Genomic DNA, 12,849 nt, shown 5'->3' with positions numbered 1-12,849 from the left:
CTATAGATTAATGAATATCTACTCTTTTAAAATAGAATAGTGTTGTAATAAATCCGAAAATAGCTGTTACTGCAATGATGATATAAGAATACTCTGGTGGATAAGTTGGTTGTAATTCGTTATTTGCTATATCTAGAGTAGCGGTCCATGGGAATAGGTCTTTATGTTTTGAATTTACGATCATAAGGTTAGTCATTGTAATAATGATTGTTAATATAATAGGCGGTACATAGGTCTTCATTACAAGAGTTAGTAGTACAATAGGTGAAGACAAAAGAAAGAGAAGTCCACCACATATTAAAAATTTTACGAGAGAGCCTAAAAGTAAGGTGATACTAAACCCAGGGAAGCTACCTACTAGCCCTAATAATAAAGTGAGCGCCCAAGCAACTAAAGTTAGCATCATGATCCAAAGGAATAGAAGGATAAACTTACTTATAATAAAGTTAATACGTGATACTGGGATAGTTAGCAAGTTTTTTAATGTATCTTCCGTGTATTCACGGGTAAATAGATAAGCGATTACAACTCCATATAAGGGGAATCCTATAATTAAAGTAGTGTATAGGTTAACTTCAGTGAACAGTTGACCAAATAAAATAGTTGGAGTAGGCTGCTTTGTCTTCATGTGTATATAAGAAGCTACAACCACTAAAAATGGCGCGACACCTGCTCCGATAATACTAATCAAAAACATATTGGAGCGTTTCAATTTTAATAGTTCTGTATAAAGAAGATTAACCAATTGCGCCACCCCCAACTAGTTGGGTGAAATAATCTTCTAGTCTATCTTCGCTCATCACAATTTTTAATACTTCAACATCATTACGAACTAACGTTCTATTAATGTGTCCTTGCTGTCCAAAGTGAGAATAAACGCGAATATTTCCTTCATCATGTACCTCATAATCAAAAATTTGAAAATGCTTTTCTAATAGCATCGCAGCTTTATTATCATTATTTACCTGGAATTCTATGTACTTACGATTGGCTCTACGCAGTGTATCAAGAGAAACTTCTTCTAATAACCTTCCTTCATGAATAATTCCCATACGATCGACTAGTTGTTCCACCTCAGCTAATATATGACTAGAAATGAGTATCGTTATATTTCTGTCTTGAGCTAAAGATTTAATGAGTTTTCGCATTTCTTTAATACCGATTGGATCTAGTCCGTTAGTTGGTTCATCTAGTATGAGTAGTTCAGGATAATGGAGAAGAGCACGTGCAATTCCTAAGCGTTGCTTCATTCCTAAAGAGTATTTTCCTACTAATTTTTTTGTTTCGTGCTGCAAGCCTACAATTTCTAATGCTTCTTCAATTGCATTCCTTTTGTGAACTCCAATTATCTTTGCATTAATTAATAAGTTCTCTCTTGCAGTTAAGTTTTCATAAAATCCTGGGACTTCAACGATAGAACCAATTCTTCTTAAAATGTCTTTTGGATTCCGAAGTAAATCCTCACCGAATATTTCTATATTTCCACTTGTAGGTTTTATAAGACTAAGCAGCATACGGATTGTAGTTGTTTTACCAGCACCGTTACGCCCTATGAATCCATAAATCTCTCCTTGCTGTACATTTATATTTAGATTATCTACTGACTTTTGGTTCCCATAAACTTTAGTAAGGTTTGTCGTTTTTATAATTGTATTTATAGGAGGCACCTACTTTCTATAAGTTCTTAATTACATAATAAAAAGGAAGGTTTAACTGCATATTAATCATTTCTTAACTATTTCTTAAAAGTAGTGTGTTTTGGGACGGAAAAACCAAAAGTAGTTCGTTCCCAAGGAATACTGTCAACCCATATACGCCCACCATTTTTTTTCAACGAGGGCTTTAGAAATAGAAAGTCCGAGGCCACTACCACCGTAAGAAGGATTTCTTGATTGTTCGCTGCGGTACATCCGCTTAAATACGTTTTGTAAATCATGTTTTGGAATACCGGGTCCCTTGTCCCAAATAAGAATCTCATATTCTGTATTGGTTTCTAGTAGTTCGACTCCTACTATTTTCCCAGCTTTTCCGTGATGGATAGCGTTTTTTATTAGATTACCTATAATTCGTATAAGGCTAAGGTGATCTGCAATAATAGGGGAAGTAGATTCTGGTATGAGAACTTGTAGTTCAATGTTATGTTTTGATAGCTCGGGTAAAAATTCGATTAATACTTCTCTAGTAACCTCAGAAAAATCGAGTTCTTCTTCTTTTAATGGAAACTCATCAGCATCTAGCTTGGCCATATTAAAGATTTCATCGACCAGATGTTTTAAGTCATTCGATTTCTTATAAAGTATTTCAAGATATTCTTGCTTTTCTACTTCAGAAGCAGCGACATCATCTTTTAAAGCATCAATATATCCAATAATAGAAGTAAGTGGTGTCCGGATATCATGTGAGATATTAGATAAAAGTTGTTTTCTAGCTTCTTGGGATTTCCTTGCTTCGATCTGACCCTTTTCTAATGCAGTTATTAAGTCGTTTATTGAAAACACGATACTATTTAGTGAACGGTCGTTATTTGTGAATAGCCTCGTTTGTAAATTCCCTTTAAGTGCACGGCTTAATTTAGTAACCATCGATTCGTTGCTTTGAATAAAGTGAACTCTTGAAAAGAAAAGATATATTGTGATTATGATAAGAGCAATAAATAAAGATATTTTTACATGGTATCCCATATCTATATTTAAAAGTCCGCAAATAATAAGTTGTAATGAAATAAGAAAGAGGATCTTATCATTTTTCAACCTTTTCACCTACAAACTTATAACCGATTCCCCATACAGTCTGAATGAATTTTGGATTGGAAGAATCAATTTCTATTTTCTTTCTAAGCTTTCTAATATGCACCATAACTGTATTATCATCTTCTATATAATTATCGTCCCATACATTCCGAAAGAGTTGTGTTTTCGTAAATACTTGCTCTGGGTTTGAAGCGAAGAATTTTAATAGTTCAAGTTCTTTTCCAGTTAAGTTGATTTCTTTTCCGTTCGTATGGACTGTGTATTTTTTAAAATCGATAGTTAGTCCTTTAAATGTTAAAGTTGTTTTCTCTTGTACATTAGTGTTACTTCCAAGAACTAAAAAACGTCGCATAAGAGCTTTTACTCTTGCAACCACTTCGTGAATACTGAAAGGTTTCGTAATATAATCATCAGCACCTATGCTTAAGCCCAAAATTTTATCAACTTCGTGATCTTTAGCAGTTAGCATTAATATAGGAATGTTGGTTGTATCTCTAAGTTTTCTACACACTTCGATACCATCTACTTTCGGCATCATAAGATCTAATATAGCGAGGTTGTAGTTATTTTGGTTAAATAAGCACAACGCTTCTTCTCCATTAATTGCAGTATCTACCATATATAATTCTCGTTCTAAATATCTTTTTAATAAGTCTCGAATTTCTTTATCGTCATCTGCTATAAGAATACGTATATCTTTCATATCGTCACCTGTTTCTAATAGAATGTTATTGATATTACAACTTGATAAACAAAGGGGGATAGGGAGCGGTAATAAAAAATAAAGCAACTTTCTAATTATATACTATTAATTGTTAAAATAAGGTTGCTAGTTTAGCTGAAAAGAATCAATTGTATGAGTTCGGTAAGATGGGGGAAGCGAGTCCTTTGAAATAGAGAAGTGCCTAGATTGAATAGTATTTAGAAGGATAGATTGGTAAAGAAAAGTAGACGATGGTTTCTATTTTAATGAGATCTTTGTAGGTCCTTATCTAGAGTTAAAAGAGTGCAAAGGTACTAAATTAAATTTCTTTATAAAAAGGTATTGACGATTAGTATATAGAGGTGTAATATAGGACAAGTCGCCGATAGCAACAACGCAGAAAGCGACAAAACAAAATGAAAAACTTAGTTGACATTGAAATATGAAAATGTTAACATAAGGGAGTCGCAAATGAGCGGCAGACAAGTTCTTTGAAAACTGAACGAAACAAACAACGTGAACGTCAATTTTTATTTTTAGATGCTAGACAAACTAACTTTATTGGAGAGTTTGATCCTGGCTCAGGATGAACGCTGGCGGCGTGCCTAATACATGCAAGTCGAGCGAATGGATTAAGAGCTTGCTCTTATGAAGTTAGCGGCGGACGGGTGAGTAACACGTGGGTAACCTACCCATAAGACTGGGATAACTCCGGGAAACCGGGGCTAATACCGGATAATATTTTGAACTGCATAGTTCGAAATTGAAAGGCGGCTTCGGCTGTCACTTATGGATGGACCCGCGTCGCATTAGCTAGTTGGTGAGGTAACGGCTCACCAAGGCGACGATGCGTAGCCGACCTGAGAGGGTGATCGGCCACACTGGGACTGAGACACGGCCCAGACTCCTACGGGAGGCAGCAGTAGGGAATCTTCCGCAATGGACGAAAGTCTGACGGAGCAACGCCGCGTGAGTGATGAAGGCTTTCGGGTCGTAAAACTCTGTTGTTAGGGAAGAACAAGTGCTAGTTGAATAAGCTGGCACCTTGACGGTACCTAACCAGAAAGCCACGGCTAACTACGTGCCAGCAGCCGCGGTAATACGTAGGTGGCAAGCGTTATCCGGAATTATTGGGCGTAAAGCGCGCGCAGGTGGTTTCTTAAGTCTGATGTGAAAGCCCACGGCTCAACCGTGGAGGGTCATTGGAAACTGGGAGACTTGAGTGCAGAAGAGGAAAGTGGAATTCCATGTGTAGCGGTGAAATGCGTAGAGATATGGAGGAACACCAGTGGCGAAGGCGACTTTCTGGTCTGTAACTGACACTGAGGCGCGAAAGCGTGGGGAGCAAACAGGATTAGATACCCTGGTAGTCCACGCCGTAAACGATGAGTGCTAAGTGTTAGAGGGTTTCCGCCCTTTAGTGCTGAAGTTAACGCATTAAGCACTCCGCCTGGGGAGTACGGCCGCAAGGCTGAAACTCAAAGGAATTGACGGGGGCCCGCACAAGCGGTGGAGCATGTGGTTTAATTCGAAGCAACGCGAAGAACCTTACCAGGTCTTGACATCCTCTGAAAACTCTAGAGATAGAGCTTCTCCTTCGGGAGCAGAGTGACAGGTGGTGCATGGTTGTCGTCAGCTCGTGTCGTGAGATGTTGGGTTAAGTCCCGCAACGAGCGCAACCCTTGATCTTAGTTGCCATCATTAAGTTGGGCACTCTAAGGTGACTGCCGGTGACAAACCGGAGGAAGGTGGGGATGACGTCAAATCATCATGCCCCTTATGACCTGGGCTACACACGTGCTACAATGGACGGTACAAAGAGCTGCAAGACCGCGAGGTGGAGCTAATCTCATAAAACCGTTCTCAGTTCGGATTGTAGGCTGCAACTCGCCTACATGAAGCTGGAATCGCTAGTAATCGCGGATCAGCATGCCGCGGTGAATACGTTCCCGGGCCTTGTACACACCGCCCGTCACACCACGAGAGTTTGTAACACCCGAAGTCGGTGGGGTAACCTTTATGGAGCCAGCCGCCTAAGGTGGGACAGATGATTGGGGTGAAGTCGTAACAAGGTAGCCGTATCGGAAGGTGCGGCTGGATCACCTCCTTTCTATGGAGAATTGATGAACGCAGTTCATCAATAAACGTTGACTTGTTTTGTTTCGTTCAGTTTTGAGAGAACTATCTCTCAAGTTTAAATGTATGTTCTTTGAAAACTAGATAACAGTGTAGCTCATATTTTTTTAATTTTAGTTTGGTTAAGTTAGAAAGGGCGCACGGTGGATGCCTTGACACTAGGAGTCGATGAAGGACGGGACTAACGCCGATATGCTTCGGGGAGCTGTAAGTAAGCTTTGATCCGAAGATTTCCGAATGGGGAAACCCACTATACGTAATGGTATGGTATCCTTACCTGAATACATAGGGTATGGAAGACAGACCCAGGGAACTGAAACATCTAAGTACCTGGAGGAAGAGAAAGCAAATGCGATTTCCTGAGTAGCGGCGAGCGAAACGGAATCTAGCCCAAACCAAGAGGCTTGCCTCTTGGGGTTGTAGGACATTCTATACGGAGTTACAAAGGAACGAGGTAGACGAAGCGACCTGGAAAGGTCCGTCACAGAGGGTAATAACCCCGTAGTCGAAACTTCGTTCTCTCTTGAATGTATCCTGAGTACGGCGGAACACGTGAAATTCCGTCGGAATCTGGGAGGACCATCTCCCAAGGCTAAATACTCCCTAGTGATCGATAGTGAACCAGTACCGTGAGGGAAAGGTGAAAAGCACCCCGGAAGGGGAGTGAAAGAGATCCTGAAACCGTGTGCCTACAAATAGTCAGAGCCCGTTAATGGGTGATGGCGTGCCTTTTGTAGAATGAACCGGCGAGTTACGATCCCGTGCGAGGTTAAGCTGAAGAGGCGGAGCCGCAGCGAAAGCGAGTCTGAATAGGGCGTTTAGTACGTGGTCGTAGACCCGAAACCAGGTGATCTACCCATGTCCAGGGTGAAGTTCAGGTAACACTGAATGGAGGCCCGAACCCACGCACGTTGAAAAGTGCGGGGATGAGGTGTGGGTAGCGGAGAAATTCCAATCGAACCTGGAGATAGCTGGTTCTCCCCGAAATAGCTTTAGGGCTAGCCTTAAGTGTAAGAGTCTTGGAGGTAGAGCACTGATTGAACTAGGGGTCCTCATCGGATTACCGAATTCAGTCAAACTCCGAATGCCAATGACTTATCCTTAGGAGTCAGACTGCGAGTGATAAGATCCGTAGTCAAGAGGGAAACAGCCCAGATCGCCAGCTAAGGTCCCAAAGTGTGTATTAAGTGGAAAAGGATGTGGAGTTGCTTAGACAACTAGGATGTTGGCTCAGAAGCAGCCACCATTTAAAGAGTGCGTAATAGCTCACTAGTCGAGTGACTCTGCGCCGAAAATGTACCGGGGCTAAATACACCACCGAAGCTGCGAATTGATACCAATGGTATCAGTGGTAGGGGAGCGTTCTAAGTGCAGTGAAGTCAGACCGGAAGGACTGGTGGAGCGCTTAGAAGTGAGAATGCCGGTATGAGTAGCGAAAGACGGGTGAGAATCCCGTCCACCGAATGCCTAAGGTTTCCTGAGGAAGGCTCGTCCGCTCAGGGTTAGTCAGGACCTAAGCCGAGGCCGACAGGCGTAGGCGATGGACAACAGGTTGATATTCCTGTACCACCTCTTTATCGTTTGAGCAATGGAGGGACGCAGAAGGATAGAAGAAGCGTGCGATTGGTTGTGCACGTCCAAGCAGTTAGGCTGATAAGTAGGCAAATCCGCTTATCGTGAAGGCTGAGCTGTGATGGGGAAGCTCCTTATGGAGCGAAGTCTTTGATTCCCCGCTGCCAAGAAAAGCTTCTAGCGAGATAAAAGGTGCCTGTACCGCAAACCGACACAGGTAGGCGAGGAGAGAATCCTAAGGTGTGCGAGAGAACTCTGGTTAAGGAACTCGGCAAAATGACCCCGTAACTTCGGGAGAAGGGGTGCTTTCTTAACGGAAAGCCGCAGTGAATAGGCCCAAGCGACTGTTTAGCAAAAACACAGGTCTCTGCGAAGCCGTAAGGCGAAGTATAGGGGCTGACACCTGCCCGGTGCTGGAAGGTTAAGGAGAGGGGTTAGCGTAAGCGAAGCTCTGAACTGAAGCCCCAGTAAACGGCGGCCGTAACTATAACGGTCCTAAGGTAGCGAAATTCCTTGTCGGGTAAGTTCCGACCCGCACGAAAGGTGTAACGATTTGGGCACTGTCTCAACCAGAGACTCGGTGAAATTATAGTACCTGTGAAGATGCAGGTTACCCGCGACAGGACGGAAAGACCCCGTGGAGCTTTACTGTAGCCTGATATTGAATTTTGGTACAGTTTGTACAGGATAGGCGGGAGCCATTGAAACCGGAGCGCTAGCTTCGGTGGAGGCGCTGGTGGGATACCGCCCTGACTGTATTGAAATTCTAACCTACGGGTCTCATCGACCCGGGAGACAGTGTCAGGTGGGCAGTTTGACTGGGGCGGTCGCCTCCTAAAGTGTAACGGAGGCGCCCAAAGGTTCCCTCAGAATGGTTGGAAATCATTCGTAGAGTGCAAAGGCATAAGGGAGCTTGACTGCGAGACCTACAAGTCGAGCAGGGACGAAAGTCGGGCTTAGTGATCCGGTGGTTCCGCATGGAAGGGCCATCGCTCAACGGATAAAAGCTACCCCGGGGATAACAGGCTTATCTCCCCCAAGAGTCCACATCGACGGGGAGGTTTGGCACCTCGATGTCGGCTCATCGCATCCTGGGGCTGTAGTCGGTCCCAAGGGTTGGGCTGTTCGCCCATTAAAGCGGTACGCGAGCTGGGTTCAGAACGTCGTGAGACAGTTCGGTCCCTATCCGTCGTGGGCGCAGGAAATTTGAGAGGAGCTGTCCTTAGTACGAGAGGACCGGGATGGACGCACCGCTGGTGTACCAGTTGTTCTGCCAAGGGCATAGCTGGGTAGCTATGTGCGGAAGGGATAAGTGCTGAAAGCATCTAAGCATGAAGCCCCCCTCAAGATGAGATTTCCCATAGCGTAAGCTAGTAAGATCCCTGAAAGATGATCAGGTTGATAGGTTCGAGGTGGAAGCATGGTGACATGTGGAGCTGACGAATACTAATAGATCGAGGACTTAACCATATAATATGAAGCTAATGTTATCTAGTTTTGAAGGAATATACCTTCATCAGTTTGGTGATGATGGCAGAGAGGTCACACCCGTTCCCATACCGAACACGGAAGTTAAGCTCTCTAGCGCCGATGGTAGTTGGGACCTTGTCCCTGTGAGAGTAGGACGTCGCCAAGCAAAAACCTAAGTCGTTTCGACTTAGGTTTTTTTGTGTTTATTTTTATTTACCGAAGGTTAAAATCCATAAATTTAATAACCCTGAAGATGAAAAAAAGAATGAAATAGAAACGGTATAAAATAAAATTCGAATGATAAAGTAATACGTTTAAATATAAATTGAAGGTAAGGATTGCCTTTTTATGTTAATTTAGTTGTCGAATGAACAATAATGTTTTGATTTAATATGAAAAGGTTATGTAAAAAAGAGCTGGATGGCTATTTTTCGCATAACCTTTTTGTGGTTTTAAAGGATTTTACCTAAGAAAAAATCTATAATTAAGGTAGTTAACATATATTTTTTGATGGGTGTGGGGGATTATGAAAGAAATATGCATGTTATTAGTGGCTGTTATATTATGGGGAACAGCCATTGCACCAACGAAATGGGCATTAGAATCCATTCAACCGTTTACTTTGTTATTTATTCGTCTTTTCTTTGCGGGTGGGATTTGTATGCTTTTCTCATTTAACGAACTACAAAAAGCAGTTATACATAAACATATTCCGTGGAAAAGAATGAGTTTACTGTCTTTTACTGGTGTAGCTGGGTACTTTATGTTCACATCCTATGGTATTTCTTTAACAAGTGGATTACATGTTAGTATTATTGATGCTGCATTGCCATTAGTTACAATTCTTTTTTCAGCGTTCTTTCTGAAAGAGAAAATTCAGATGGATTATTGGATCGGAATTATGTTGGGCGCTATAGGAGTGCTCTTTATTACAATTCCATCTAGCGATACTAATCAAGAGGTGTCTTTAATAGGAGATATACTTATTTTATTAAGTACCTTTTTATTTGCGTTCTACACAGTTTTGTTAAAACGGCCAAAACAAGAACGACGTTTATCTAATAAAGTTTTCACTACAGTAACACTAATGATAGGTGCAGCTATTGTGTTGCCATTTGCAATGATAGAAATTTTTTACTACGGTTTCCCAAAAATCGAAACATGGAAGATTGGATTTAGTGTAGTATACCTTGTTATTGGGGCAACAATTTTAGCGTATTGGTTCTGGAATAAAGCGCTAGAGACGGTCTCAGCATCAATAAGTGGACTGTACTTAAATGGATTGCCGTTAATAAGTATCATTACTTCAATTATCCTATTAAATGAATCTCTGACATGGAAGATAATAATGGGAGGGAGTCTAGTTTTAATTGGAGTAGGATGGGCGGATAAGCAAAAGTTACGTAATCTATTAAAGGGTAATAAAATGGATAGTAGGGACTGTTAAATTGTATGTTTTATATAGTTTAAATGTTAAAAAGATACCTCATATATATGTATAAGGTATCTTTTTATATTTAGCGAAGATAATGGACTTAAATTAGTAGGGATATTCTTTGTTATATCTATATGTATCGAAATCTTTTTGAAATATTGTTTTGACGAGCTGTATACATTCATCATCATAAAAGCTTTCAAAAGTCGGGTGACGAGGGAATAAAGGATCAGTAATATCGGCATCGCTGAAATTCCCTTTATAAATCATGGCAGGGGTTTGATTATGCCATGATGTTGAAAACTCATTTATCGGTGCAGGTTTTAATTCGAAACGTTTTTCTAATTCTTTCATTTCCTGATCGAAATTTTCTAAGTATATATAATTGGTTACATACTCTTCTTCACCTGCTATATATTGTTGTGTAAAGTGAGCGTTAATATCATTTGCATGAGCACCTTTAGTAAATAGGTAGTATAAAAATTGTTTGAATGAGATTCCTTTAGGAGAATTTTCATTTTGATATAAAAACTTTCGAATGGGTTTCCATTCTTCATTTTCTACATAAGGAGGTGCAATTAAGGACACGAAAGAACTGACTGCTCTTCTAAACGGATTGCGAACCAGTTTGAAAGTTTCCTTTTGTTTATCTCGTAGTGCTACACTCAGCCGTATATTATAGGCCGGTGTACTTTTGTATATTTCATATTCGAAATTATGGATGAAGGGGTGATAGTTTAAAGCTGTTTGTAATAAATCAATCTGGTAAAAAAACCACTTAGCAAGGGAAGTACAACCACTTTTTTGACTCCAAAATAGAATGAGAGGAAAGTTTCTATGATAGTGTGGGCTTCTTGCATTAGTACTAATGATGTGTAATAAGGAAGGATCCAACAATTGATGCACTCCTTTCATGTATCTTGATTATATATACATATGTAAAATAAAGATGAGGTATGAGTGTGTGGAGTTTTTTTTGTAGAAAATGAAAAAGAAATGTTGACTATTATTATATAGGGGTGTAATATAAGACAAGTCGCAGATAGCAACAACGCAGAAAGCGACAAAAGAAATAAAAAAACTTGGTTGACATTGAAATATGAAAATGTTAACATAAGGGAGTCGCAAATGAGCGGCAAACAAGTTCTTTGAAAACTGAACGAAACAAACAACGTGAACGTCAATTTTTATTTTTAGATGCTAGACAAACTAACTTTATTGGAGAGTTTGATCCTGGCTCAGGATGAACGCTGGCGGCGTGCCTAATACATGCAAGTCGAGCGAATGGATTAAGAGCTTGCTCTTATGAAGTTAGCGGCGGACGGGTGAGTAACACGTGGGTAACCTACCCATAAGACTGGGATAACTCCGGGAAACCGGGGCTAATACCGGATAATATTTTGAACTGCATAGTTCGAAATTGAAAGGCGGCTTCGGCTGTCACTTATGGATGGACCCGCGTCGCATTAGCTAGTTGGTGAGGTAACGGCTCACCAAGGCGACGATGCGTAGCCGACCTGAGAGGGTGATCGGCCACACTGGGACTGAGACACGGCCCAGACTCCTACGGGAGGCAGCAGTAGGGAATCTTCCGCAATGGACGAAAGTCTGACGGAGCAACGCCGCGTGAGTGATGAAGGCTTTCGGGTCGTAAAACTCTGTTGTTAGGGAAGAACAAGTGCTAGTTGAATAAGCTGGCACCTTGACGGTACCTAACCAGAAAGCCACGGCTAACTACGTGCCAGCAGCCGCGGTAATACGTAGGTGGCAAGCGTTATCCGGAATTATTGGGCGTAAAGCGCGCGCAGGTGGTTTCTTAAGTCTGATGTGAAAGCCCACGGCTCAACCGTGGAGGGTCATTGGAAACTGGGAGACTTGAGTGCAGAAGAGGAAAGTGGAATTCCATGTGTAGCGGTGAAATGCGTAGAGATATGGAGGAACACCAGTGGCGAAGGCGACTTTCTGGTCTGTAACTGACACTGAGGCGCGAAAGCGTGGGGAGCAAACAGGATTAGATACCCTGGTAGTCCACGCCGTAAACGATGAGTGCTAAGTGTTAGAGGGTTTCCGCCCTTTAGTGCTGAAGTTAACGCATTAAGCACTCCGCCTGGGGAGTACGGCCGCAAGGCTGAAACTCAAAGGAATTGACGGGGGCCCGCACAAGCGGTGGAGCATGTGGTTTAATTCGAAGCAACGCGAAGAACCTTACCAGGTCTTGACATCCTCTGAAAACTCTAGAGATAGAGCTTCTCCTTCGGGAGCAGAGTGACAGGTGGTGCATGGTTGTCGTCAGCTCGTGTCGTGAGATGTTGGGTTAAGTCCCGCAACGAGCGCAACCCTTGATCTTAGTTGCCATCATTAAGTTGGGCACTCTAAGGTGACTGCCGGTGACAAACCGGAGGAAGGTGGGGATGACGTCAAATCATCATGCCCCTTATGACCTGGGCTACACACGTGCTACAATGGACGGTACAAAGAGCTGCAAGACCGCGAGGTGGAGCTAATCTCATAAAACCGTTCTCAGTTCGGATTGTAGGCTGCAACTCGCCTACATGAAGCTGGAATCGCTAGTAATCGCGGATCAGCATGCCGCGGTGAATACGTTCCCGGGCCTTGTACACACCGCCCGTCACACCACGAGAGTTTGTAACACCCGAAGTCGGTGGGGTAACCTTTATGGAGCCAGCCGCCTAAGGTGGGACAGATGATTGGGGTGAAGTCGTAACAAGGTAGCCGTATCGGAAGGTGCGGCTGGATCACCTCCTTTCTATGGAGAATTGATG

General features: G+C 42.2%; 5 protein-coding genes, 4 rRNA genes and 1 pseudogene. 5 read left to right on the top strand and 5 right to left on the bottom strand.

Annotation, left to right across the window (positions count from 1 at the left end; genetic code table 11):
* Positions 1 to 7: 7 nt before the first annotated feature.
* The 4 genes and pseudogenes from JFU20_RS13560 to JFU20_RS13545 form a co-directional block, all read right to left on the bottom strand.
* The gene (locus JFU20_RS13560; protein ID WP_016121370.1) at positions 8 to 745 is read right to left on the bottom strand and encodes an ABC transporter permease; all 738 of its coding nucleotides are present in this window, start codon (positions 743 to 745) and stop codon (positions 8 to 10) included.
* A complete protein-coding gene (locus JFU20_RS13555; protein WP_002010000.1) occupies positions 738 to 1,667 on the bottom strand; it encodes an ABC transporter ATP-binding protein in 930 nt (309 codons plus the stop codon). The genes JFU20_RS13560 and JFU20_RS13555 overlap by 8 nt, the downstream gene beginning before the upstream one ends.
* A 68-nt stretch (positions 1,668 to 1,735) precedes the next feature.
* Positions 1,736 to 2,750: pseudogene (locus JFU20_RS13550) on the bottom strand (sensor histidine kinase).
* Complete coding sequence (locus tag JFU20_RS13545) at positions 2,740 to 3,453, bottom strand: response regulator transcription factor (RefSeq protein WP_201038697.1); 714 nt, start codon at positions 3,451 to 3,453, stop codon at positions 2,740 to 2,742. Before JFU20_RS13545 ends, JFU20_RS13550 begins: the two are co-directional and overlap by 11 nt.
* A gap of 558 nt (positions 3,454 to 4,011) precedes the next feature.
* Here JFU20_RS13545 and JFU20_RS13540 point away from each other — a divergent pair.
* The 4 genes from JFU20_RS13540 (at position 4,012) to JFU20_RS13525 (ending at position 10,078) form a co-directional block, all read left to right on the top strand.
* A 16S ribosomal RNA gene (locus JFU20_RS13540) occupies positions 4,012 to 5,563 on the top strand.
* Between the two features lie 146 nt (positions 5,564 to 5,709).
* Positions 5,710 to 8,631: ribosomal RNA gene (locus tag JFU20_RS13535) — 23S ribosomal RNA — on the top strand.
* Between the two features lie 50 nt (positions 8,632 to 8,681).
* Positions 8,682 to 8,797, top strand: a 5S ribosomal RNA gene (gene rrf / locus JFU20_RS13530).
* The 16S, 23S and 5S rRNA genes sit together here, the layout of an rRNA operon.
* Positions 8,798 to 9,157: 360 nt before the next feature.
* On the top strand, positions 9,158 to 10,078 hold the full coding sequence (locus tag JFU20_RS13525) for a DMT family transporter (RefSeq protein WP_016093471.1): 921 nt from the start codon (positions 9,158 to 9,160) through the stop codon (positions 10,076 to 10,078).
* Between the two features lie 93 nt (positions 10,079 to 10,171).
* On the opposite strand, the gene JFU20_RS13520 is transcribed toward JFU20_RS13525, so the two are convergent.
* Positions 10,172 to 10,963: a sulfotransferase family 2 domain-containing protein gene (locus JFU20_RS13520; RefSeq protein ID WP_002167059.1), complete on the bottom strand. Its 792-nt coding sequence runs from the start codon at positions 10,961 to 10,963 to the stop codon at positions 10,172 to 10,174.
* A gap of 318 nt (positions 10,964 to 11,281) precedes the next feature.
* Here JFU20_RS13520 and JFU20_RS13515 point away from each other — a divergent pair.
* A 16S ribosomal RNA gene (locus JFU20_RS13515) occupies positions 11,282 to 12,833 on the top strand.
* Positions 12,834 to 12,849: the final 16 nt, after the last annotated feature.

Origin of the sequence: Bacillus sp. TH30, assembly GCF_016650875.1 — a bacterium.
Classification (GTDB): domain Bacteria; phylum Bacillota; class Bacilli; order Bacillales; family Bacillaceae_G; genus Bacillus_A; species Bacillus_A mycoides.
The sequence above is the reverse complement of the archived record's forward strand: the minus strand, read 5'-3'. Positions and strand labels throughout refer to the sequence as shown.